This is a genomic window from Bosea sp. 685 (genome assembly GCF_031884435.1).
GTDB lineage: Bacteria > Pseudomonadota > Alphaproteobacteria > Rhizobiales > Beijerinckiaceae > Allobosea.
Genome location: NZ_CP134779.1, coordinates 2,896,811 through 2,920,407, shown reverse-complemented (window position 1 = coordinate 2,920,407; position 23,597 = coordinate 2,896,811). Strand labels below are relative to the sequence as shown.

Annotated in this window: 19 protein-coding genes; 4 read left to right on the top strand and 15 right to left on the bottom strand. The window is 61.9% G+C overall.

The genetic code is table 11. From position 1 onward, the window contains the following. Positions 1-109: 109 nt before the first annotated feature. On the bottom strand, positions 110-3,658 hold the full coding sequence (locus RMR04_RS15185) for an autotransporter domain-containing protein (RefSeq protein ID WP_311915425.1): 3,549 nt from the start codon (positions 3,656-3,658) through the stop codon (positions 110-112). A gap of 822 nt (positions 3,659-4,480) precedes the next feature. Here RMR04_RS15185 and RMR04_RS15180 point away from each other — a divergent pair. After that, positions 4,481-5,188, top strand: coding sequence for a LuxR family transcriptional regulator (locus tag RMR04_RS15180; RefSeq protein WP_311915424.1), 708 nt, complete (start codon positions 4,481-4,483; stop codon positions 5,186-5,188). A 309-nt stretch (positions 5,189-5,497) separates the two neighbouring features. Beyond that, positions 5,498-5,686: an autotransporter domain-containing protein gene (locus RMR04_RS15175; RefSeq protein ID WP_311915422.1), complete on the top strand. Its 189-nt coding sequence runs from the start codon at positions 5,498-5,500 to the stop codon at positions 5,684-5,686. A 1-nt stretch (position 5,687) separates the two neighbouring features. On the opposite strand, the gene RMR04_RS15170 is transcribed toward RMR04_RS15175, so the two are convergent. Beyond that, positions 5,688-6,563: a PhzF family phenazine biosynthesis protein gene (locus RMR04_RS15170; RefSeq protein ID WP_311915421.1), complete on the bottom strand. Its 876-nt coding sequence runs from the start codon at positions 6,561-6,563 to the stop codon at positions 5,688-5,690. A gap of 275 nt (positions 6,564-6,838) precedes the next feature. Then, complete coding sequence (locus RMR04_RS15165) at positions 6,839-7,714, bottom strand: helix-turn-helix domain-containing protein (RefSeq protein ID WP_311915420.1); 876 nt, start codon at positions 7,712-7,714, stop codon at positions 6,839-6,841. A 388-nt stretch (positions 7,715-8,102) separates the two neighbouring features. Here RMR04_RS15165 and RMR04_RS15160 point away from each other — a divergent pair, with 388 nt between their 5' ends. Beyond that, positions 8,103-8,924 (top strand): PRC-barrel domain containing protein, encoded by an 822-nt coding sequence (locus RMR04_RS15160; protein WP_311915419.1) that lies wholly within the window; start codon positions 8,103-8,105, stop codon positions 8,922-8,924. A 75-nt stretch (positions 8,925-8,999) separates the two neighbouring features. Here the strand turns inward: RMR04_RS15160 and RMR04_RS15155 are convergent, their stop codons facing one another. From RMR04_RS15155 to RMR04_RS15120, 8 genes are all read right to left on the bottom strand, one after another. Continuing rightward, entirely contained in the window at positions 9,000-9,950 is a 951-nt protein-coding gene (locus RMR04_RS15155) for a cation diffusion facilitator family transporter (protein ID WP_311915848.1), read from the bottom strand. Between the two features lie 66 nt (positions 9,951-10,016). Then, positions 10,017-10,550, bottom strand: coding sequence for a DUF992 domain-containing protein (locus RMR04_RS15150; RefSeq protein WP_311915418.1), 534 nt, complete (start codon positions 10,548-10,550; stop codon positions 10,017-10,019). A gap of 250 nt (positions 10,551-10,800) precedes the next feature. Then, complete coding sequence (locus RMR04_RS32115) at positions 10,801-10,893, bottom strand: hypothetical protein (protein WP_410492250.1); 93 nt, start codon at positions 10,891-10,893, stop codon at positions 10,801-10,803. Between the two features lie 8 nt (positions 10,894-10,901). After that, positions 10,902-11,123 (bottom strand): hypothetical protein, encoded by a 222-nt coding sequence (locus RMR04_RS15145; protein WP_311915417.1) that lies wholly within the window; start codon positions 11,121-11,123, stop codon positions 10,902-10,904. Between the two features lie 21 nt (positions 11,124-11,144). After that, on the bottom strand, positions 11,145-11,306 hold the full coding sequence (locus RMR04_RS15140; RefSeq protein ID WP_311915416.1) for a BON domain-containing protein: 162 nt from the start codon (positions 11,304-11,306) through the stop codon (positions 11,145-11,147). 387 nt (positions 11,307-11,693) lie between these two features. Next, the gene (locus RMR04_RS15130; RefSeq protein ID WP_311915415.1) at positions 11,694-12,524 is read right to left on the bottom strand and encodes a universal stress protein; all 831 of its coding nucleotides are present in this window, start codon (positions 12,522-12,524) and stop codon (positions 11,694-11,696) included. Positions 12,525-12,692: 168 nt separating this feature from the next. Beyond that, positions 12,693-13,073, bottom strand: coding sequence for a hypothetical protein (locus tag RMR04_RS15125; RefSeq protein WP_311915414.1), 381 nt, complete (start codon positions 13,071-13,073; stop codon positions 12,693-12,695). 165 nt (positions 13,074-13,238) lie between these two features. Then, positions 13,239-17,456 (bottom strand): CheR family methyltransferase, encoded by a 4,218-nt coding sequence (locus RMR04_RS15120; protein ID WP_311915413.1) that lies wholly within the window; start codon positions 17,454-17,456, stop codon positions 13,239-13,241. Positions 17,457-17,727: 271 nt separating this feature from the next. Here RMR04_RS15120 and RMR04_RS15115 point away from each other — a divergent pair, with 271 nt between their 5' ends. Then, positions 17,728-18,399, top strand: a complete 672-nt coding sequence (locus RMR04_RS15115) for a response regulator (RefSeq protein WP_311915412.1) — start codon at positions 17,728-17,730, stop codon at positions 18,397-18,399. Between the two features lie 13 nt (positions 18,400-18,412). Here the strand turns inward: RMR04_RS15115 and RMR04_RS15110 are convergent, their stop codons facing one another. From RMR04_RS15110 to RMR04_RS15095, 4 genes are all read right to left on the bottom strand, one after another. Further along, on the bottom strand, positions 18,413-18,775 hold the full coding sequence (locus RMR04_RS15110; RefSeq protein WP_311915411.1) for a hypothetical protein: 363 nt from the start codon (positions 18,773-18,775) through the stop codon (positions 18,413-18,415). A gap of 67 nt (positions 18,776-18,842) precedes the next feature. Then, complete coding sequence (locus tag RMR04_RS15105; protein ID WP_311915410.1) at positions 18,843-20,603, bottom strand: oleate hydratase; 1,761 nt, start codon at positions 20,601-20,603, stop codon at positions 18,843-18,845. Further along, positions 20,524-21,174, bottom strand: coding sequence for a BON domain-containing protein (locus RMR04_RS15100; RefSeq protein WP_311915409.1), 651 nt, complete (start codon positions 21,172-21,174; stop codon positions 20,524-20,526). Before RMR04_RS15100 ends, RMR04_RS15105 begins: the two co-directional genes overlap by 80 nt. 250 nt (positions 21,175-21,424) lie before the next feature. Beyond that, positions 21,425-23,596: a copper-transporting P-type ATPase gene (locus RMR04_RS15095; RefSeq protein WP_311915408.1), complete on the bottom strand. Its 2,172-nt coding sequence runs from the start codon at positions 23,594-23,596 to the stop codon at positions 21,425-21,427. Position 23,597 lies beyond the last annotated feature (1 nt).

The following is a 23,597-nucleotide window of genomic DNA, read 5'->3' as shown; positions in this document are numbered from 1 at the left end:
CCGCATACCCCAACCTGGCTTTCACGATCACGTTCCTCAGCCGTCGGACGGAGGGCTGGAGTTAAGAGTTGGCGGGCGTGCGCCGCTTGGACGAGGCTGTTTGGGGAGCTCAGAATTCCATCCTCAACCTGATACTCCCGGCATATTGCACACTGTTCTGAGCCAGTTCGCTGTCGATGCGCCCGCCGAGCGAGATGTCGTCGCGAAGCTTGATGTCGAAGCCGGTGGCGAGCCTTAGGGCGCTGCGATCGGCCTTCGCGCCGTCAATGACGAAACGGGAGCCGGCGAGGCCGTTGAGACTGGCGGCGAAGGCCATTTCGCGGTTGAAGGACTGCGACCAGGAGGCCCGCAGGAAGCCGGTCGTCTGATAGCCGGCGAGCATGGTATTGGCCTCCAGCTTCAGGCCCAGCTCGCTGCGTGTCGTCAGGTTGCTCTTTCGATAGCTGGTCAAGGTGCCAAGCGGACCGGCCGAGCCGCCATCCTCGACGAAGGCGGGCGTCTGGAAGGTTTGCGCCTGGAGCGCGGCGAAGGGCGAGATCGCGACGCCGGCCAGCGTGGCGACACGGTAGCTCGCTTCCAGCCGCCCGCTGAAACCGTTGGCGTGATACGAGGCCGTGATCGTGCCCGGCCGCAGCACCGGCGCGGTCCGCTTGGTGTCTATGTCGAGGAAGGTATAGGCGCCGGAGGCGCCAAGTTGCAGATCGCCGAAGCGTGTCATGCCATAGATGCCGGCCTCGAAGACACCGACATCGGCGCTGCCGAGGCCGTTGGCGAGCGATGCGTTGGCGCCTCCACCGGCCAGCGCGAAGCCGATGATGCTGTCGCGCGTCAGCCGATAATCCGCGCCGGTGGCGAAGCTGGCGCTCTCGGTGTCCCGCGTCGCCGAGCCGGTCCCGGATGGGTCGCCATTGGTACGGCTCCGGCGGCCCAGCACCGAGCCCCAGACAGCATAGGGGCTCGCATTGGCGCTGCCGGGCTTGTCGGCCACGCCGGCGCGGCGCCCAGGCGCGAAGGGGTCGAGCATGCTGCGCAGGAACTGGTCGCTGATCTCGACGCCCAGCGCATTGGCGGCGGTATGCACCTCGCCGGACAGAGAATTGACCGCTCCCGGCAGTGCCGCCGCCGTCTGGTTGTAGAGGTTGAAGAACGGGTTCGCGTCGGCGCCGGCCGCAACCGCGCGATCGATGCCGCGGGCGACGCTGGCGGGGTTGCTGGGCCGGGAAAAGCCGAGCGTCGTTACTGCGACCGCCGGCGACAAGGGGGCGGGAGACAGCGTCAGCAAGACGTCGGTGGCGGTATAGGAGACTGTCGGCGTCACGCCGACGCCAAACGACCCGGTCGTGTCGACGGTGCCGAAACTGCCGCTGCGCCCACCCGCCGCCGAAAGCAGCGTATAGGGCGAGTTGAACGCATAAACCCCGCCGAGCGGCACAAGCCGAACCGTTCCGGCGAGCGAGGCGGTGCCGGTAACGTTGACCCGGTCGGAAACCGAACCCTGCACCTCCGCCACATAGATGCCAGTTGCGCCGAAGCTGAGGTTTCCGTTGACCGTGATGGTGCCTGGCGAATTGCCGGGCGAGAGAATGCCGTTGACCGTCAGCGCGCCAACCGAGCCTGAGCCGCCGAGCACGCCGCCGGCATTGATCGTCACAGCCGAGGCGACCGAGCCGTTGGCGACGAGCGTGCCGGCGCTGATCGTGGTCGCGCCCGTATAGGTGTTCGCAGCTGTCAGCACCAATTGGCCGAGATCGGTCTTGTCGAGGCCTCCCGCTCCGACGAGCGATGATCCTATCGTTGCGACGAAACCCGCCCCGGCGATGCTGCCGTCGCCGACCCGGATGGCGGTTTGGGCGGCGCTCAGGTTGATTGGCGCGCCGGTCACCACATAGCCGCTCGAGGCAAACTGCATCCCCGTGACGCTGACCGCGCCGGCGCTGCCGTCGACGGTCACGGTTCCCGGCTGGCCCTGGAAGATGGCAAAGCCGGGTTGCGGCGTCATGGCGCGATTGACCGTGCCGTTAGCGTCCGTCCAGTTCGCAGCCGTCGCGCTCCAGATGCCGGAACCGCCATCGATCACGCCGTTATTCGCGCTTCCCACCGCCGCACCGTCCCAAAAATTGAACGGACCCGAGGGCAGGACAGCTGTGCTGATGAGGTTGACCTGCCCGGCGACAGCCGTCTGGACGGTGTAATTCGCTGCGGTCGAGCCGGCGGGAACCGCGCCGATGTCGAGGCCATTATCGGTGAGGCTGCCGCTGTAGCTCAGGATGCGGTAGACGCCGGCGCCGAACCCGCTCGTGGCGGAGATATTCAAGGTGCCGTCCAGCACCAGCGCGCCTGTGACATTGAAGAGCGGCTGCGCGCCCGGCGCGCCAAGCGTCGCGTTGATCTTCGAGCCGGGGGCAAGACCTAGGGAGGCCATCGTCAGCGTCTGCCCTTGCACGCCGAGCAATGTGCCAAAATTGCTGACGCCGCTGAGGATCGTGCCGGTGCCCGCCAAGGTTCCGTTCGCCTGGACCGTCGTCGCGCCGCTCAACAGCGAGCCTGAGACGGAAAGAACGCCGGACTGGACCGTCATGCTGTTTAAGAAAGCTCCGGCGTTGTTGAGCTGCCAGGCCGTCCCCTGCATCGAAAGGGTTTCGAAGGCCTGGAATTTCGCGGCGCTCTCGGTTCCGCTACCCAGAAGCACGAGGGCGTCCACGCCCGTGCCGCCCTGGACATTGCCGTTCAGAACCGAGCCGGTATCGAGGTTGAGCGTGCGGGCGTAGTTGCCGGAGAAATTGATGGCGTTGACAGCGCCGGAAATCGTGCCGCGGTTGGTCACGGTGCCGGCACGCGCGAGATAGAGGCCGTCGCTGGCGACGGAGCGGATCGTGCCGGTGTTGACGAAGGTTCCGCCGCCGGTCGCCTCGACGGCGCGGGCTGCCCCCGTGGCGCTCGTCGACTCGATGAGGCCATCATTGGTGAATGTCATTGGCGCGCTGGCGCTGGCATAGACGCCGTTGAACGTCCCGCTGATCCGCCCTGTTGCGGAGTTGGTGACGGTGCTGGCGCCGCCTTGCACCAACACGCCAGTGGCGAAATTCGTGCCGGTGTTGGTGATGATGCCGGCGTTCTGCACGGTGCGCGACGCGCCCTGGCCGACGCTGACGGCGTTGCCGGTGTTGTTGGCGCTGATCGTCGCGCCTTGAGCATTGGCGACGCTGCCGCCGAACCGAAGGACCACGAGGTCGCCGAAGGTGCCGGTCTGGGTGATGGTGCCGAGATTGGATACCGTTCCCGCGCCCGCCGAAGATGTCCCGATACTGATCCCGCTCGCTCCCGACGTGATGGTGGCGCCAGCGGCGTTGGAAACGCCGCCGCCACCGCTCAGGACGATCCCGTTGAAGCTGTTTGCGGTGATCGTGCCGAAATTGCTGACGCTGGATCCCGCGAACGACAGTGAAATCGCATTCGACTGCACGGACGAGATCGAACCGCGGTTGGTTAGGGTCCAGGCGCTGGTCGTCGCATTGACTGTTACGCTGAGCGGGGTGTTCGTGACCGAAACGCCGGGCGAGACTTCGATCGTCGATCCGACTTGGGCATCCAGGTTGATCCCGGTCGTGACATTCGAGGTAACGTTGACGTCGGCCGCCGGAACACGCGTCGCCAGCATGATGGGCGCAAGCGCGACGGCTCCGAGCAAGGCGAGACGAGACCCCGGCCTCTTGCACGAAATCCTGCCCGATCGGTCGATTGTTCCAATGAGCTTCATCAATACTGGCCCCCGCGACCGCCGGATCGATTCGTCCAGCGGAGAAACGTCGGGGAAGCCTATGAAATCCGCTTGCCGTAACAGCCCCCGAAAAAGGGAGGCTAATGAAATAAAACTATCAAACAGCAAAAATACAGCGGTAAGGATTCGAGTCGCTTATTTCTCTTGATCGCGTATCGAGGCGAAGCTATACGGCCCTAATAAGGCAGATATCTACGATATAACTTGAATAATCATCTTGCATAACCGCGAAATTGGCTTGAATTTTTTCACAAATTGTGCAAAGGTGTACCGCTCCAGGTGGAGATCCGTCCGTGAGATCAGCGATTGTTTGAGATTTCTTGGAGCCCTCATCATGAGGATCTACGAAGCAGCGTCTCCAAGGATGAGAGCTCAGGACGTTTCCAAACAGTCTATCGGCATGCCGATGCGGTCTCTGACGGCAGGTTGCGGATTCTTTGCCGACAAGCTCACCGTATGACATATCAACTTGTCAGACGCGCGCATTCGTCGAATACTAGCCGAGGGAAGATCGTGAATACTACTCCCGAAAACGGGAGGTTCTTATGGAAAACCTTTCGGTTGCCGATCGGGTTGCAGCGGTAACGCTGTGGCGCAAGGACGCCGGTGATATGCCTGTGATATGAATGCATGAGTTGTCGAGCAGGGGCGTCGTCAGCAATCGAGCATTTCCTTGGCTTTCAGCTCAATCCGGAGCCGCTCATGATCAACGAATTCATCGAAACGATGTTGGCCTGCGCCACGCTCGAGGATGTCGGGCGCGCCCATGGCAAAGCTCTGGCGCGCGAGGGGTTTTCGGCATCGGCTGGCCGGGCATTCGTCCCAGGGCATGGACAGCAGGAACACAACTTCTTTCTGAACTGGCCTGCGGCATGGAAACGGATCAGCGCAGAACGGAATTTCGCGAGGAAATCCGCGATAGTCACAGAAGCGCGACGGAGATTTGCGCCATTCACCTGGAGCCAGCTGAAGAGCGAAAGGACATTCACCCCGGTGGAAAATGAAGCGTGGACCGCCGCCGCCGAATGGGGATGGACGGACGGCTTCACCGTGCCAATTCATGGACCGCGGGGCAGTTTCTCCGTCATGGGAATGGCAGCGACCGAGAAGGGGCTCGACCTCAGCCCTGCCGGCAGAATGCGCCTCTCGATGATGGCCGTCATTGTCCATGAGCGTTGCTGCGCATTGGGCAAGCTCGCGCCGGCTCGCGATATGCGCGCGATCTTGAGCGGCCGTGAGGTCGAGTGTCTCAGATGGGTAGCCGATGGCCGAACCGATGTGGAGATCGCCGTCATTCTCGGCATTTCCGCGGCCACCGTCCGCTTTCACGTCGACAATGTCAGGATCAAGCTTGGGGTCAGAAATCGCTCTCAAGCAGTCGCACAGTTCGCCTTGGCAGGTATGCTGTGAGCTGTAGGCTGACGGGCCGCGTTGGCATCGGAGGCCCGCAAACGCAAACTCGCCGACAAGCTTCATCGGTTATTCAAAAGGCCTGTCGCTTATGAGGCACTTCGATCATCAGCTGCGTGCCATTGGCGTCCGAATGCATTGAGAAGGCTCCGCCTAGACGCTTGGCGTACTCACTCTGCGTTTCGGCGGCACCTACACCTGGAACGAGATCGGCACCAAGCGTTCGATCCGATTCCTCGGCTTTTCCGACCAGACGACGGCGAGCTACCAGGCCGCACCGCGCAGATCTTCGGCGAGGTCGCCTATGGCATGAATTTCGGCAAGCTCGCCCTGGAGCCGGTCGCCAATCTGGCCTATCTCAACCTCGATACTGACGGCTTCAGCGAGCGCGGCGGCAGCGAAAACGTCGCCTTCACTACGCTGGGCCTGCATGTCGGCAACCGCGTCAATCTGAGTGAAACGGCAGTGCTGGCCCTGAGCGGGACGCGCGTCGGTTGATTTAGCGCCCCTTGGAAGCGACGGATCTCGTCCTGCCACCGATGAGACAACCCACAGGCATATCGTCCGCAAAACCGATCCGAACCCCGATCTCGGACAGAGAGCCCATTGGTCGCCCCTGCAGGACCCTGATGCGTCCGCTATCGGCCTTGACGAGACGGTTCTTGAGCAAGCCGAATGCAAGAGCCGCTGCCGCGATCCCTGTTGCGGCATCCTCCGGATAGCCGGATGATTTGGGAAACTGCCTGGCTTCGAAATGGCGCTCGTCCTGGTTCTCGACCGCATAGGGGTAGAGGCCCGTCGATCCGATGCTCTCGCAGCACGTCTCGGTTGTGGGCATGGACGATTGCAGATTGTTGAGTTGGTCGACGCTCTTCATTGGGATAAGGGTCTTCACGCGCGACGTGACGGCATTCTGGAGCGGCAGATCGAGCAGGTCGCTGCGGGAGAGGCGAAGCGCCGCCAGCACCAAGTTCTCCTGATCCTGCGTGAGATCGACGACCTTCCCGACAGGTTGGGTGATTTCGACATAGGGATCTTCGGCGTGGTCCAGATCGACGAAACCGGTGACCGGTCCGCTGCGGGTGTCGATGCGAACCTGCCCCGATCGGAGTTGCCCGCTCGTTGCCAGCGTCCAGAGAGCGCCGATCGTGGCGTGGCCGCACATCTCCATTTCATGGCGGGGGACCCAGAAGCGGAAGACGTAGTCCGCATCGCCGCCGGCGGCGGGCAGGACGAAGCCGGATTCATGCCCGTACTCGGCGGCGATACCCTGCATCTCGGCGCCGGTGAGCGCGGCAGCGTCGACGACGATGGGGCAGGGGTTGCCGCCCGAGCCCTTGTGGGTGAAGACGTTCATAAGCTTGATGTCGGTCATTCGGTGGCCAGCTTCATGTCATCGATGGCGCGACGGCCTCGACGACGGGTTGGTATTGGATGCTGCGACCGGAACGGTCACAGGCTTCTGTTCATGGACAATGTGACGTCGCGGATCGCCGTTTAGCTCTGGGTGCCGGTCTGGAATGTCTTGGTGGCGTCCAAAAACACGATGAAACCGCCCAGCCGAAGAACCTCCACCCCGCCAGTCATCCTCCCCGGCCTATCGCAGGAGAGTAGGGGTGGATTCAGTCTGTGCGCGCGACCCAGCGGGCCTTAACGCTTGTCGGATCGGGCCATGCCACGTGCGGCGGTCGGCGTGATTCCGGCTACGCGCCGCATCATCCGGGCAAGAGCCGAGCCGGATTCCAGTCCGACCCTCCAGGCAACCTCACCGACGGGCAGATCGGTCTCGGTCAGCAATGCGCGTGCCCGGCCGACGCGTTCGCGTTCATGAAATTCACCGATCGTCATGCCGGTCTTCTCGCGAAACAGCCGGGTGACATGGCGACGGGACAGACCGAACGCATCAGCAATCAGATCCAGCGAAAGGTCAGTAGAAGGATTGTTTGAGATGTAGGATTTCACTTCGGAGACGAGCGCATCGCCATGCGTATCCGGGGTCGACGTCGAGAGTGGCTCGCCGCGTTCAATCTGGCTCAGACAGTTCATGAGCAATGCGGCCAGCAGATGCCCTCGTGCCGACTGCATTGCCAGATCGGTCGTTTCGCTGGCCTCGCACAGGCCGAGGAGCGACCGCATTGCCGGTGATATCGCGAAGAATGTGGGGGCGCCGAGCTTGGCGCGGACCCGGCTTAGGGATCCGACGCGGCCTTCAATTCCGGCCAATTGGTCGTCCGTGGCGTAGATGGCCAGATGGTCGTGGCCGGTGCGGCGGGCGGCGGTCTGGTGGGACAGGGCCTTGGGTACGATAACGAAGCGGTCTTCGCTCAGCCAGGTGCCGGCTTTTCGGGTCTCGTCGCGGAAGTCGATCGAGCCCATGCGGGGCAGCAGGATCATCAGGCAGTCATGCCAATGCCAGGGCATGTAGTAGTCGTCTCCGCCGCCGACCACTGCGAGATGATCGCCATCGGCTGCGAGAATCCGGGCGCCCACCGACGTATCGCGAAGCGTCTGAAGGGATCGGAGCATGATTTAGCCTAGCGTCTGGCTCCCTTTTGGCAAGCGGCAGTGGTCCGGGGCTAGGGCGGGGCCCGGAAGCTTCCCTTGGTCGCCTCCGCGAGGATCAGCTTCTCCAATGTCGGCCCCGAAACGGCTTTCCGATCGCGCTGGAAGGGGAGGGCCCGTCTCGCCGGAACGGTGCGCCTCGCGTTGTCATCGTCCCGGCCGCAACGGAAAGCCAATGATGCAGCAGACTGAAACTAAGTCACTCGATGGGGCAGGCTAAGAGGCTGCGTAGTTTCCGAGCCTATCGTGGCCCAACGCCGTGCCCGTACATTTCTGATCGTAGCTGCTGCTCCAGTCGCCTTTCTGTGATCCTGCATGGTTATCCAAATCTCGGTTGGGATGCGGTGACGTCGTGGTTCTGCTGATGTTTGGCTTTGACAGCGGCCAAACTTCGAGAGGGCACACCATGCTGCTAGCCGCATCTGCACTCAAAGATTATTCGGTCGAGGCGCAAGACGGCTCGATAGGCACGGTCAAGGACCTGCTGTTCGATGACAGGACATGGCAGGTCCGATGGCTCGTGGTCGATACCGGCGGCTGGCTGGCGGAGCACAAGGTTCTTCTCCATCCATCGGCGATCGGCCGGATCGACTACGCTCAACAGACGCTCCAGGTCACCCTGACGAAGCTGCAGGTGAAAGACAGTCCGGGTTTGAGCACGGATCAGCCGGTCTCGCGACAGCATGAATCCGATCTCTACGGCTACTATGGCTGGAGCCCCCTTTGGGGTGGCGAGCTCTATGGCTCGGACATCGCAGGTGCTGGCCTCGGACCGTCTCGCTACTTCGGAAACAAGGAGCTTTACGACGACCTGGGCTTGGGCAACCACGGCGACAGCGGGGATCCGCACCTTCGCAGCATCGCGGAGGTCAATGGCTACCACGTGCACGCCACCGACGGTGATATAGGCCACGTCGATAACCTGCTGATCGATGATGCGAGTTGGGGCATCAGGTATCTGGTCCTCGACACCAGCAACTGGTGGATGGGCAAACAGGTGCTGATATCGCCCTATGCGGTGAGCGAAATCAGCTGGTCCCAAGAAAAGATCTATCTCGACGTCACGCGCGATCGGGTAAAGTCCAGCCCGGCATGGGACCCGGCCGCCATCATCAACGACATCTACGAGAAGCGCCTGCATAGCCACTATGGCTGGGGCGGCTACGGTTGGTGATGTCAGGCCCCGCTTACGGCCCATTCAACGAGCCTCGGCGGGGCCAACACGATCTCGCATCGTCGTCCGCGGCTGTCAGGGAGTGTCGCCGAAGCGCGCCCGTCGCGCCGCGGCGAAGCCCTTGGCGGTCTGGGGCTTGATGAAGAGTGCGACGACCTCGGGATGAGCCGCACGTATCTTCTGTTCCACGGCGATGACCTGATCTTCGATTTGGCTTGAGCGCATCTCGTCGTCAAACTCGACGCTGAGCGCCACGAGGACCTGGTCCGGCGCCAATTGGACGCTCAGAAGTCCATTGGCTCCCGATACGCCGTTTTCTCCGGCGACGATGCCGAGAATGGAATGGGACAATGCCTGATCGGCTCGCTCTCCGATCAGAAGGCTCTTGCTTTCCCGCGCTATAAGCAGGGCGGTTGCGGCCAGAAGCAGTCCGATGACGATCGATGCGACGCCGTCCAGGATCGGTTCATGAAATGCGGCAGCCGCAAACGTCCCTGCCGCGGCCACGCCGATTCCAAGAAGCGCGATGCTGTCTTCCAGAAGCACGATGAAGGATGGCGGATCCTTGCTCCGCCGGAGCGCCTCGTAGAATCCAAGATCGCGCTTGGTGCGCCTGAACCTTTGCAAAGCGACGAGCCAGGAAGCGCCATCGACCGCGAAAGCCACCGCAAGCACGCCGTAGATCACGATGCGGTCCTGCACGGGTTCGGGATGCAGGATGTGGTCGATGCCCTCAAAGATCGCGGCCACGGCGCCGAGTGCAAAAACCAGCAGCGCGACGATGAAGCTCCAGAAGTAGAGTTCACGGCCATAGCCGAGCGGATGGTCGATGTCCGGACGACGGTCGGCTCGACGAACGCCATAGAGAAGCAGGATCTCGTTCAACGTATCGACGACGGAGTGAACGGCCTCGCTGGTCATAGCGGAGCTGCCCGTCCAGGCCGCCGCAGCGATCTTGGTGACGGCTACGAGACAGTTGGCCGCCAGAGCTGCGTATAAGACCGCCCTTGGCGAAGGGGTGCTCAGCCAAGGGCGGTTGTGGGAATCGGTCACGTCTGGGGCCAGCTCACTGCCGGAACAAGGGTGACCGGATCAGCCTTGATGCATTCTGCCATGGTAGCTGTGGTGGCGCTTGTGCGACCGCCTCGCAGGCGGTGCCGAGATTTCGTTCAGCGTCAGCGAACCAACGCCGACGGCGAGGTTCGCACCAGTCTGACCTTGGAAAGACAGCGGTTGGAGGGTCACGGCGCCGTCGTTGCCGCCAACGAGGACGCTGGCCCCTGCACCAACACCGACCGTCACTTCAGCTGTCACACCGTTATACGTGCCAGCCAGCCCACCCGGCTTCAAGGCCGGCTCGACGACCGTCCAGATCATGCCGCCCTCGGTCGTCTTTCCGATATCGAGGCCGAATTTCTTGATCGTTCCGGTGTAGAATTCCAGCCGCCCGCCGGCGGCGTCATAGCGGCATGTCAGCGCCTTCTCGGAGGTCAAGATCATGCCGGTTCCGCTCGCTACGTTGCAGACGAGTTCACCGGCTCTTACCGCCGGCCTTGCCGACGCGGCGACCGGCAAAAGCGCCGACAGGGTAGCAAGTGCTGCGAACAGTTTCGTGGTCGTCTTCATAATGTCACCTGGCGTTTTGGAGCGAAAAGGATGTGTGCATCTCTTCAACGCGAAGCCCTGCGCATCGCGTGGAAAGCCGGCTTCGGCTTGCGAGCCGAAGTGATGATTATCTGGCCGGCCCGCCCGGCCTCGCAGGCCAAGATGCGCGGTACAGTCCGTCAGCTCTGCGAGAGGGACGGAGCATTCTTCCTAGAGCCAAAAGAGTGCGGCGCTCAGGATCGGAAAATACCCAGACGTTGGGGCGTCAGGCTCAATCAACGGTGAGAGCGTTTTCCACCAGAGTGACACCGGGAGCACTCCAGGCTGTACGGTCCGCCATCTGGCGTTCGGAATCGGAATGCACTCTGCCGCTCAGGACGACATGGCCATTGGAGGCGCTGACGCCGACCTTTCGGGGATCGTAGAATGACGAAGCTGGAGTGCCGTCTTGATGGCCTCACCGATGTTGTGAGCGTTAGCGCGGGTTTTGATCTCGATCAGGTTGGATAGCTCGACAACCCCGAGAAGGCTGACAACTTCTTGAGCGGCGGCCTCGCGCTCGAAAAGCCATTCGACGCTACCAAACAGTGTCACGCATCCCTTCTCGACCTGGACTTAAATGGTGTTCGGCGGAATGGATGTATTCCCTGCGAGCCGATCGACAGCTGCGGCTGCGATTTCGACATCGGTGCGTTGCTCCCCGAACGCCCAATGCACTTCGAGTTCTTCCGCGACAGCCTTGACCCCTCTGACATGCCTGACGGCAATCTCGGCCACGCTTTTTTCTGCAAAACTTCAAGCATTGCTTCGTCAACCAGCCTGTCGAAGTCGCGGCCCTGCGGCCGGCCCTGGCGGCGCTCCTCGGCATGGGCGGCCGCCGGCCCGACATCGTCATGCGGTACGGGCACGGCCCAGCGCTTCCCTTCTCGGCGCGGCGTCCTGCGGCAAGTGTGATCGTCGGCGCATGAGAGGGCGGACGGACAGTGGTCGAGACCGCCTCTGGGATCAGACGGCGGCTGCCGCCTTCTCATTGCTACGTTGCGATTGGGTGAGGACATTGGCGAGGGCACGGCCGAAATTATCCCTCGTCTCGCAAGCCAGGGCGCATCGCGGGCATTTTTGTAGCCAAGGCGCATTTGGTCTTGGATCGCCGTGTCTTCTCACTCAGTGTGACAGAAGAGTACAGCCTCCCGGATTGTGCAAAAGGCTGCGCGTGACACCGCCGAAGGCCCACTCCCGAACACGGCTGTGGCCATAGGCGCCTGCCACCAATACGCCTGCGCCCTTGTCCCGGGTGATATCCCCAAGGCGCGCGGCGTCGTCTTCTTTCGGCGTCTCCGCGAGCGCCTCGGCCGTGATGCCGTGGCGCCCAAGCCAACCGATGACGTCGGCTAGACGGTCGCGTACGGCCGGGAGGTCGCCAGTGCTGGCCAATTCGACGACAGTCACGTGGCCGGCCTTTTTCAGCAGCGGCAAAGCATCGCTGATGGCCCGCCTGGCTTCCCGCGTGTCCTTCCAGCCGACCACGATATGGCCCAGATCGATAGTCCCGACAGAGGGCGGGACGATCAGGACCGGCCGGCCGGCGGACATGACGAGGTCGGCGATGCTGACCTGGCGCGATCCATCGAACATCGAGCCGCCTTGCTCGGGAGCCGTGATGATCAGATCGGCTGTGCGTGCCTGCTCGGCGATGTAGTCGGCAGGCCACGCGAAATCGACCGATGAGCGCCACGTCAGATGAGGAGCTCGTCCTTGAAAGGCTGAGCGGAACTCGGTCTCCGCATCCGTCGTTTCCTTCTCCAACTCATCGCGGCATTCCTGAATCAAGGTGCCGGACGTGTAGCCGTCGCCGTAAGGGATCGGCGCCGGCTGGCAGGCGCTTACGCCGACCACATCGGCCCGGAATAACTCGGCGAAATCGGCCGAAGCCTTCAGGAGCACCGTGTTTGGCGCGCCCACCTGCAGATGAACCAGCACTGTTGAATAGGTCATGAGCAGTCTCCTTGGAGCTGAACCGCTTTTTGCGAAGATGTGGCTGACCGCGCCCCTGGAACGATCGACAGACAATGGAGCGATGACCAAGCCGAGTACGGGCGACTAGAGCCTTGTTTTGTCGTATTTTCTCTACGCGAACCGGTGGCCACTTCGCTCGAAAATGCTCTAGCAGCCCCAGACATCGCAGCCGCCGCGAAGATAGGGCTGCGGGCTGTCATAGCCCGGCCCGTATGGATAGCCCGGCTGCCCAAAATAGCCGGGCTCGCCGTAGAAGCCGCGCCTGTCGTACCGGTATGACCGTTCATCGGCGACGATCGCCGCTCCGACCAGCCCGGCGGTCGCGCCCACGACCAGTGCGCCGGCGGCCGCATCCGCCTGGCGGCGCTCTTCGCGATAGCGAGAGCTGACGCAGTTCCTGAACGGGCGCGTGCCCGGCCGTAGCCCCGACTCGCTGCAAAGCTCATCGGCACTGCGGCGCGACTGCTCCATGGTCTGGCAACCCGCGAGACCGGTAGCAAGGAGTAGGGCAGCGGCGATCAAACGCATGGGAGATTCCTCGAACGCAGGGCTAGTTCGGAAAGCGACTGGCCGATCGTTCGGGGTACGATAAATCCAGCGAAAGCACGCGCCAGCGTCGGAAACTACGCAGGCTCGGCGCGCACGAGCCTGCTGCCTACAAGACCTTGGCCGCAGTCGGGGAGGGGGCCAGATTTATGACGCGGCCAGCGCCAGCCTGGCCAAGGCGGGAAGCGACTTCGAGGCCGTCTTGTGCATGATCGAAGCACGGTGGTTTTCGACCGTGCGCTGGCTGATGCCAAGATCTGCAGCGATGTTCTTGTTGGGATGTCCAGCTAGAACCAGATCCATGATCTGGTGCTGCCGCGCTGTCAGCCCAGCCAGGCTTTTCGTGGCGTTCGCCTTCCAGGCGGCGCGTTGGTTGGAGTCGCGCGACTGATCGATCGCGCGGGCTACGCTGGCGAGAAGTTCAGTACAGCCCACCGGCTTTTCGATGAAGTCCGACGCGCCGGTCTTCATCGCCTCCACCGCCATCGCCACGTCGCTGTTCCCAGTGATCATGATGGCAGGGAGATGATGGCCTTCCTCATTCAAATGTCGAAGCAACTGAAGTCCAGTCATGCCCGGAAGATAGGCGTCGACCAGAAGGCAATTGCCATCGCCGGGTTGATAGGCTGCAAGGAAACCCTCGCAGCTTGCATAGGCTGCCACCCTGTGACCGGCCTGTTCCAGGAAGAGGCGCAATGTATCCCGGATCTGATGGTCGTCATCGACGATGAAAACTTCGGGGTTCTCATTATTGTTTTCCAACGTTCTCGTCTGGATGATCGCTTCAGGGTCGGCTTTCCGTTCCAGGATGTTTTGGATTGCCTGCGTGACCTCCTCGACCTTTACGGGCTTGTTCAGGTGCATGCAGTTCAGCAGCTTGATCGCGCGCAGGGTCTCAGTCGAGATGTCGCCGGTAAGGATGATCACCGGCGTTTCGCGGTGGTCCCGCTCACGCAATTTCGCCGCGGTTTCAAGGCCATTCATGCCTTTCGGCAGATTGAAATCCGACAGGATCACGTCTGGCCGCAACGCGCCGCTTGTCATCATGGCAAGCGCGGCAAGACCATCGGTCGCCGCCAGAACCTGGTGGCCCTCATCCTTCAAAAGCAGTTCAAGCAGATCGTGCAGTTCGGGATCATCCTCAATCAGGAGTACGGTCCCTGTGCGATGGGCGATATCGAGGGCAGGAGCGACAGCCTCGAGATGCAGCTGGGTCTTTTGCGGCTGACGGGCGGTTTGGCGCAGCAAGGCGAGTTCGATCGTAAAGACCGACCCCTTATTTTGCTTGGAGCGAACCCCGACCGCGTGATCGAGCAGGCCACCGAGGCGCTGCACGATCGACAATCCCAGGCCAAGACCGAGGCTTCGTTGGCGCGCGGCGTTATCGAGCTGGTGATACTCGTCGAAGATCGCATGAAGCTCATCCTTGGGAATGCCGATCCCGGTATCCCAGATCTCGATGCAGAGCTTGCCGCCACGTCGCTTGCACCCGAGCAGGACCTTGCCTGTCTTGGTGTATTTCAATGCGTTGGAGACCAGGTTGCGGATCATCTGCTCCAGCAGATGCGGATCGCTGCGAACGACCAGGCTTGACGAGACCACCCTCAAGGCAAGCCCCTGCGCCTGGGCGTGGTAGGCGAATTCCTCCCGGAGGCGATCAAGCAAATCCTTGATCGGGAAATCCACGATCTCGGCATGGACGGTCCCCGCTTCGATCTGGTTGATGTCGAGGAGCGTGTTCAGCATGCCCGACATTGCGTCGACCGTATCGCTCAACCGGGCGACGAGTGTCTTGGCCTTATCGCCTTCGACGACCTTGGCCAGCAGTCCCTGCAACAGCGCAAGGCCCTGCAGGGGCTGCCTTAGATCGTGGCTCGCAGCGGCCAGAAAGCGCGATTTGGCGACATTGGCGAGCTCCGCCTGCTTGCGCGCATTATCGAGCGCGCGTGCGGTCTTCTTCTGCTCGGTGATATCGGTGAAGGTGATGACAACACCTTCGACACTGTTGTCATGAGCGCGGTAGGGCATGATGCGGCGCACGAACCACACGCCATTTCGAGCCTCGATGCGCCGTTCAAGCGGCGCCAGCGTCTGCAGTACGGTGCGTGCATCTACCGGTAGAGAGCTGTCGACTGCGAGTGAATTCAGGTCTTCAAGCGGCCTGCCGACATCGCCGGGTATGATCTTGAACAGCGCCTTCGTGGCCGGTGTGAAGAATCTGATCTTCAGATCGCGATCGAGAAAGACGGTGGCGACGTCGGTGCTGTAGAGCACGTTTTGCAGGTCATCCGAGGTCGTGCGTTGTCGCTCCAGGGTCTCCTGGAGCTGGCCGTTGAGCGCGGTCAGTTCCTCGTTCAGAGATTGCAGTTCTTCCTTCGAGGTCAGCAGTTCCTCATTGGTCGACTGGAACTCCTCGTTGACCGAGAGCGCCTCCTCGTTGATCGCCCGCTGCTCCTCGCTTGAAATTTCGAGGTTGCGGATGGCGTCCTTGAGCTCCGCCCTTGCGGCGTCGAGCTCCTGTTCGAGCTCCCCGACCCGGGGCGCGTCGGTTGAAGAGGTCGATACCACCGGCGCTTTGTCGTGTTTCGGCACATCGATGAAGGAGACCAGAAAGAGCGCTTCGCCCTCATGCTTCAACGGCAGGACCGCGATGCTGAAGGCGTAATTCTGAGGGCCGCGCCGAGGCCTGATCCCATCGAGCTTCACGGCAGCGTTGCTTTGCGTTGCCTTATGGATAGCGGCCCTCAACTTGGTTCTTACGCCCTCCGGGGCCATCGCCAGAATGTCATGGCTCGGGTAGCCCGGTGCGACATGAAGGTAGAGGTCCGTCGGCCCCAGACTGTAAAGGCACTCGTGGGCGCTGTTGATCAGGACCGCGGCAGGGGCATAGGCTTCGATGACAGCGCGTTTGCATAACTCGGCAAGTGCGCTCTGACGTGAGACCGCTTGCCCCTGGCCCGTACGCTGTGGAAGCCGGATAAGTTCGGCCGCACTGCCGGAGAAGCGCGCATCACCAGGATGACTGCGGCCGATATGACGGTAGATGCGCTGGTCTTTCGCAATGACCGCGAAGCGGCCCTCCGCGTGGCTGACGGTCTCGGAGCTGCCAAGCAGCAAAGTTCCGCCCTCCCGCAGTGCAAAGTGAAACAGGGAGAGGATCTTCGTTTGGGCTTCGGGCTGAAGGTATATCAGCACATTCCGGCACGAAATCATGTCCAGGCGCGAGAATGGCGGATCGGCCAGTAGATCCTGGACCGTGAAGACGACCATTCCGCGCACGTCAGGCAGGATTCGGTAGTTTTGACCTTCTTTTTTGAAGAATCGCGCCAACCTGTCAGCGGAGACGGCATCCTCGATCGTGTTTGGATATAACCCCTCCTGGGCGCGCAAGACCGCGTCAGCGTCTATGTCAGAGGCGAAAAGCTGAAGTTTGACGTTACTCTTGGCAGCGGTGATCTGCTCGCGAAACAGCATGGCCAGCGAGTAGGCTTCCTCGCCCGTGCTGCATCCGGCGATCCATATGCGCAATGGCCGGTCTGCCGGCTGCTTGCTGACCATCTCGGGAATGATGCTCTCCGCCAGCAGAGAGAATGTCTTCGAATCCCGAAAGAAGCTCGTGACGTTGATCAGCAAATCCTTCGCGAGCAGATCGCGCTCTGCAGGATTTTGGCGCAGGACATCGAGATAGGCCAACATGTCGCCGGCCTCGATTCCCGCCAACCCGCGCCGGCGTTCGATCCTGCGCAGCAAGGTGCCGGGTTTGTAGAATGTGAAATCATGGCGGGTGTTGTTTTTCAGGAGGTCTATGACGTCTGCGAGCCAGCTCTGCTCCTTGTCAGTCGCCACGCGCTCCATCATGGCCGGGTCGTCATGGATCTTTTTGGCGCTCTCAAGCAGCGCTTCGGGAATCTCGGCTGCCAGCAGGATGCGGTCGACGCCGCCCGTCGCTATGGCGCTGCGGGGCATGCCGTCATATCCGGCTTCCTCGGGATCTTGCGCGAAGACGATGCCCCCCTTGGATTTGATCGCCTTGAGCCCAACGCTGCCATCTGCGCCTGTCCCTGAAAGCACAATGGCGATGCAGCGCGAGCCGTATTCCTTCGCCAGCGATTGAAGCAGAAAGTCGAACGGCAGCCGAGCCCCATGGCGCTGTTGAGGGACTGAAGCATGGAGCGCGCCCCCAACAACCGAGAGGGAGGTGCCCGGCGCGATGACATAGAGATGGCCGCGCTCCAGCCGAACGCCTTCACTCGCCTCCCGCACCGTCAAGGACGTGTGCGAAGACAGCAGTTCTGCAATCATGCTGGGGTGATTGGGATCAAGGTGCTGAACGAGAACGAATGCCAAGCCATCAGTATCGGGCATGGCGTCGAGCAGTTTCCGGCAGGCCGCCAATCCTCCTGCTGAGGCTCCAATTCCAACGACAATGGGTCCGTCCAAGTGCGCGGTCTTGCCTCGCGCCACTTTTGTCTGCTGAACGGGGCGGTCCTTTGCCGTTGCGTCGTCATGTGTACGAGCCGGCATCGAGATAGCGCTTTCTGGCATGCATAGAGCGCAGCCATAGGTAAACGTCGGCAAGCACGCCGGCGGCGTCGAAATCTCACGGGGACATCGAGCATAAAATAATCTGATAACGATGCCCGGCTCGACCCGCCTTGTTCTAAGTAAATTCCGACCCTTATTGTTCCGGTATTATCGCATTAATCTGGTTTCTGAGCCGGAACTTATTTCGGCCAACGGGCCGAAATCGAGTGCGAGCCTTCTTGCGCATTTATTTTTGGCTCACTTTGCGCCATGTGAAATGGCCGGGGGCCAACCGAACGACCCTAGAATCGATCACTGGTCCGCATTGGCGGTTAAAAACCGGGCCAATCGACCAATCGGCTGCACTTTGTCGTCCACGCTGGCGATTTCGTTTGGAAAATGGCGCCTTATGACAAAGCTCCACGTGCTCGTCATCGAAGATGAACCCGTCATCGCCACGCTGCTTGCCGAGGTCCTGATGGAACTCGGGCATGTTGTGAGCGGCATTGCGGCGACCGAAGCGGAGGCCATTCGGGAAGCCACCCGGTGCCGGCCGGATCTGATGATCGTCGATGCTCGCCTACGCCAGGGCAGCGGATTGACGGCTGTCGCCGAGATCCTCAGGGACGGCTTCATTCCGCATGTTTTCGTCAGCGGCGATCGGCTGACCAAGACTTCGCTGAGCCCTGAGGCGATCGTGCTTCAAAAACCCTTCCAGGAGGCGGATCTGGTTCGGGCCATCGCAAGAGCGCTCAGCGAAGCCAAGCTGCGACAGCAGGCCTGAGACGAGCAAGCACTTATCGATCGCAGAGCCAAATCTGCGCCAATGGCACGAGTGCGAAAACGATCTGGCCCGCCAGACCGATCAAGCCCGCGCCTGTCGTCAGATTGGCGAGATACTGGCCGCCCCCTCCAAAGAGGGAGGCCGAAAGGGCGAATTCCGTTGTCATAAGCAAAGCGAAGGCTGACCCGCCCATGATGAGGCGCGGCATGGCTGCTTGAGGAATGGCGAGCCTTGAAATGATCGCGCGAGCAGTCAGCCACGCGACCGCAAGGATCAGCGGCATTTCCAGCGTAACGGCCGGAACCGCCCCGAACGCTGGCGTTATGAACAGGATGCGCATCGTTCCCAGAGCGAAGCCGGCAGCGAAGACGATCACGAAATAGAGCGTGCCCGCTCGCACTGCCCGCAGGCACGCGGCCCTGAAACGTCCAGTCGCGACAGTCTCAGGCTGCAACGTCGTGAAGCGCGCGGAACGCCCGATAGAGAACCCGCGGGTCGAAGCTCCCTTTGTAGACTGGCGGTGGCTCGCGCTTCAGGCCAAGCAGTGCGTAAACGCCGGTTTGGGCAGACCGAATAGAGTACTCGACCGTGAAGACGACATCGTCGGGCAGCTCACAGAATTGGCCCATCAGAGCCAGGTTGTCATAGCCGTCAGGGACAACCTGCGGCCTGTCGCCCGCTTCCCGGCGCAGGAATTGGCTTGTGATGAAGGGCATCATGCAAGGAATGCAGGTGCACGCGTCAATGATCGCCGCATCATCGGCCTCTAGCCGCAGATGGCCGAGGATTTCTGTCATGATCTCGCGGCCAGTGCATTGCGACATCGGCTTTTTGACGAAGTCGCCGGGCGCATCGACCGAGAGGCCATAACCCCAAAACACACTGACATCGTCAGGCTGGCCGATGAAATGCGGCTGATGGGGAATGACGATCGAGGCGAGCCAGCTCGACTCCGGGAATGTGATCAGCCCGCCTTCGCCTGGAACGTTTCCCGTCAGGTTGCGCACGAAATCGAGGAGCCTCTGATCGTGCAGCGTGGTGGTGAAGGAGATCCATTTGGACTCCTCGACATGATCGGAAAAGACGGAGGGATGGCCGAGCTCAGGCCGATTGGCCGCCAGCTTCTCCCAAAGAGACCAAGCCCCGCCGATCTTGTCCAGCATAAGCGGAACGCGATCCATGGCCCCGAGGCTCGACGCCTCCGTCATCGAGCCGAGCGTGACCATAACTGAGTCAGCCTCGCCGACCGTGATCGCGCCGTTCGAGCCCGCACGTTCGAAGAGGATTTGGTCGACGCTGCGGACGCCATCGCGTTCGGAGAACCTCAGGTCAGTGACGCGGGTGCCGAGCTCGAACGCGACGCCGCGCGCCAGCAGCCATTTCTGCAACGGCCGCACCATCGAGTCGTACTGGTTGTACGTGGTGCGCATGATGCCCTGCAGCCTGTTGAAGCCAGAGACCATGTGAGCAAAGCGGACCAGATAGCGCTTGAACTCGACGGCGCTGTGCCATGGCTGGAACGCGAAGGTCGTGCACCACATGAACCAGAAATTGGTCTTGAAGAACGCGGCATCGAATTGATCGGAGATCCGCGTCCGTCCAAGGATGAACTCGGGCTCGATCGCGAGGCGTTCGATCGCCAGGATGTGCTTTTCGCTAAGCCCGAAGCGCGGCGCCGTCTCCCTGGCACCGTCTCGCACGAGACGGGATTTCGATGACGTCTTCATGGTTTCGTTCCACGCAATGATCTCCTGCGTGACCGTGCGGCTATCGTCGAGCGTCGGGATCGAGTCAAAGAGCGCGAAAGTGCACAGATACTTGCTCTCGATCATGCGACCACCGCGCAGGACATAGCCTGCATCGGGCGATCCCGAGCCGTCGAGGCTTCCGCCGATCGTGCCGGATTCCTCGATGATCGTGATGTTGTGGCCAAGCATGTCGCCATCGCGGATCATGAACGCAGCAGCCGCCAATGACGCGATGCCGCCTCCGACGAGATAGGCCTTCGAGGCGCTGCGATCCGTAGTCCGTTCGATCTTCGTCACGATGGCAAACTCCTGGCTGCAGATCGGTTGATACGAATGCGCCATCGTTCCGTGATTGGGACCGATGGCGCATGTATCGTCAGATGACGGCGATTTCGTTGTCGACGGCCGTGGTGCCGGGCGCTGCCCAGGCCGTATCGCCGGCGACCTGCCGATCATGCCAGCTGTGGACGGTGCCGGTCAGTCGCACCTTGCCGCCCGTTGCGTTCACCCAGACGGTCTTGGGATCAAAGAACCAGGAGCGATGCAAGGCATGGGTGATCTGGTCGCTGAGATTGGCGGTATCGACCTGCGGCTTGATCGTGATCTGGCTGGAGACGCCGAGAACGCCGAAAAGACCGCGGATATCGAGTTCAGCCGCATCCTTCTGATAGTGCCATTCGACCTGGCCGCTTAGCGTGACCCACCCCTGATCGACTGTCACCTTCACGGTGTCCTTGGGGATGGAGACATCCCAGGACAATCGGTTGACGGCCGCGGCGGCGATCTCGTCGTCAGCGCGCTTCACATGGAACGGAAGGCGGACCTCAATCTCTTCGGCGACGGCCTTGACGCCCTTGACGCGGCGCGCGGCGCTTTCGGCCGCGTGCTTTTCCATGAAGCTTTCGACATGGCCCGAGAGCGAGACCACGCCATTATCGGCGGTGACGCCGATATGGGCGGAGCTGATGCTGGGCTCCCAGCTCAACTCGGCGAGAACGGACTTCTGCAGTTCTGTGTCGTGAGACATCGTTGGCTCCCTAATCTTCGGATGAGGGAGCTGTGCCACCGCGCTACGCGGCAGGCTCCGACAGATCAGCCGACCACGATCCGAAACGAGCGCTGCCGTGCTTGTCGATCGGATCATCCAGCCCAGGTCAGGCTACGCGGCACCGCCGCCGTCGCGACAGGGTCGGAAAACACGCAGTTCGGCCGAGCGAAACGAGGATCAGGCGGTAAGCTCGTCATTCAGGACCCTGCACCATATGTCCCTGGGCGAATCACAGCTTGAGCGCCTTCAGCCGAAGCGCATTGCCGATGACCGAAACGGAGCTCAGCGACATGGCCAGGGCGGCGACGCCGGGGCTGAGCAGGATACCGAAAGCCGGATAGAGCACGCCGGCTGCGACGGGGATGCCGATGACGTTGTAAGCGAATGCGAAGACGAGGTTCTCGCGGATGTTGCGCATGGTTTGGCGGCTCAGGCTTCTGGCCCGCACGATGCCGGCAAGGTCGCCTTTCACGAGCGTCATCCCCGCACTTTGGATGGCAACTTCGGTTCCTGTGCCCATGGCGATACCGACATCGGCTTCCGCCAGAGCCGCGGCATCGTTCACGCCATCGCCCGCCATGGCTACGACCTTGCCGCTCGCCTTTAGTGTCTTGACGATCCGCTGCTTGTCCTCCGGCAGGACCTCGGCATGCACGTCGGTGATCCCAAGCGTGCGCGCTACCGCCGCAGCCGTCGTCTGGTTATCGCCAGTCAACATCACGACGTGGATGTCGTCTGCTTTCAGTGCCGTGATGGCAGCCTGTGTCGTCGACTTGATGGGATCGGCGATCGCCACGAGGCCGCCTGCCTGGCCATCGATACCGACGAATAGGGCTGTGCCTCCTTCGCGACACAACTCGACGGCCTTGCTTTCCAGGTCGCCGAGCACGACGCCTTCGTCCGCCATCAGGCGTGCATTGCCCAGCGCAACCCGTCTGCCGTCGACCACCCCCGTCACGCCTTTGCCGGTGACTGATGTAAAATCAGCCGCGTCCAATGACCTGGCCCCTGCTGTTTTTGCAGCAACCAGGATCGCGCTGGCCAGTGGATGTTCGCTCGACCGTTCGAGAGCGGCCGCCATGGCAAGCAGATCAGCTTCGCTGCGGCCGCGGGCGATCACCTTCGTGACCTTTGGCTTGCCTTCGGTAAGGGTGCCGGTCTTGTCCACGACGAGCGTGTCGATCTTTTCCATCCGTTCCAGTGCTTCGGCGGATTTGATCAGGATGCCGGCGCTCGCACCCTTTCCCACACCCACTCCGATCGACATCGGCGTGGCCAGCCCCAGCGCGCAGGGACAGGCGATGATGACGACGGATACCGCTGCGATCAGCGCATATGAGAAGGCGGACTCAGGGGCCCAGACCCACCACGCCGCAAAGGAGAGAGCCGCTATGCCGAGAACCGCGGGCACGAACCAGCCGGCCACGGTGTCGGCCAGGCGCTGGATCGGCGCACGGCTGCGCTGCGCTTGCGAAACCATGGCGACGATGCGCGCCAGCATGGTGTCCACACCGACCTTCTCGGCCTGCATCACGAGCGAGCCCGTGCCGTTGACGGTGCCACCGATCAGCATGTCGCCCGGCCCTTTGGCATTAGGCATGGCTTCGCCACTGACCATGGATTCGTCCACGGCGCTGCGGCCTTCGATGACTTTTCCGTCGACAGGGATGCCGTCGCCTGGGCGGACACGAAGCCGCTCTCCGACCCTCACCTCGGCGACCTGGATCTCCTCGTCGTCGGCGCCATCGCGCAGGCGGCGGGCGGTCTTCGGTGCGAGATTCAGGAGCGCGCGAATAGCGCCGCCGGTCTGCTCGCGAGCCCGCAATTCGAGCACCTGACCGAGTAGGACGAGCACCGTGATGACGACTGCAGCCTCGAAATAGACGGGGACCGTGCCGCCCATACCATGGAAGCGCTCTGGAAAGAGGCCTGGCGCGAAGGCTGCAACGAGACTGTAGAGATAGGCTGTGCCCGTTCCCAACGCGATCAGCGTGAACATGTTCAGGTGGCGGCTGGTCACGGAAGCCCAGCCGCGTGCAAGGAAGGGCCACCCCGCCCAAAGCACAACAGGGGTCGACAGGACGAGCTGGATCCAGATCGAGATCCGCAGCGGCACGAGATCGTGCAATCCCAGGGCCGGTATATGGGCTCCCATCTCCAGGAAGAAGACCGGCAGGCCGACAACGAGGCCAACCCAGAAGCGGCGCGTCATGTCGCGAAGCTCCTGACTGGGGGCCGTTTCGGCAATTGGCACCACCAATTCGAGCGTCATGCCGCAGATCGGGCAATTCCCTGGGCTGGCCTGTCGTATCTGTGGGTGCATCGGGCACGTATAGACGCCGCTCCCGACAGCCGCCGCCGTCTCCTCATGCTCATGCGCGTGGTCATGGCTGTGTTCCATG

Bases quoted from the DNA above. Each gene is read 5' to 3' on its own strand.
- RMR04_RS15185 (WP_311915425.1), bottom strand. From the start codon at position 3,658: ATGCTGGCGACGCGTGTTCCGGCGGCCGACGTCAACGTTACCTCGAAT.
- RMR04_RS15180 (WP_311915424.1), top strand. From the start codon at position 4,481: ATGATCAACGAATTCATCGAAACGATGTTGGCCTGCGCCACGCTCGAG.
- RMR04_RS15175 (WP_311915422.1), top strand. From the start codon at position 5,498: ATGAATTTCGGCAAGCTCGCCCTGGAGCCGGTCGCCAATCTGGCCTAT.
- RMR04_RS15170 (WP_311915421.1), bottom strand. From the start codon at position 6,563: ATGACCGACATCAAGCTTATGAACGTCTTCACCCACAAGGGCTCGGGC.
- RMR04_RS15165 (WP_311915420.1), bottom strand. From the start codon at position 7,714: ATGCTCCGATCCCTTCAGACGCTTCGCGATACGTCGGTGGGCGCCCGG.
- RMR04_RS15150 (WP_311915418.1), bottom strand. From the start codon at position 10,550: ATGAAGACGACCACGAAACTGTTCGCAGCACTTGCTACCCTGTCGGCG.
- RMR04_RS15130 (WP_311915415.1), bottom strand. From the start codon at position 12,524: ATGACCTATTCAACAGTGCTGGTTCATCTGCAGGTGGGCGCGCCAAAC.
- RMR04_RS15125 (WP_311915414.1), bottom strand. From the start codon at position 13,073: ATGCGTTTGATCGCCGCTGCCCTACTCCTTGCTACCGGTCTCGCGGGT.
- RMR04_RS15120 (WP_311915413.1), bottom strand. From the start codon at position 17,456: ATGCCCGATACTGATGGCTTGGCATTCGTTCTCGTTCAGCACCTTGAT.
- RMR04_RS15115 (WP_311915412.1), top strand. From the start codon at position 17,728: ATGCCCGGCTCGACCCGCCTTGTTCTAAGTAAATTCCGACCCTTATTG.
- RMR04_RS15105 (WP_311915410.1), bottom strand. From the start codon at position 20,603: ATGATCGGCAGGTCGCCGGCGATACGGCCTGGGCAGCGCCCGGCACCA.
- RMR04_RS15100 (WP_311915409.1), bottom strand. From the start codon at position 21,174: ATGTCTCACGACACAGAACTGCAGAAGTCCGTTCTCGCCGAGTTGAGC.
- RMR04_RS15095 (WP_311915408.1), bottom strand. From the start codon at position 23,596: ATGGAACACAGCCATGACCACGCGCATGAGCATGAGGAGACGGCGGCG.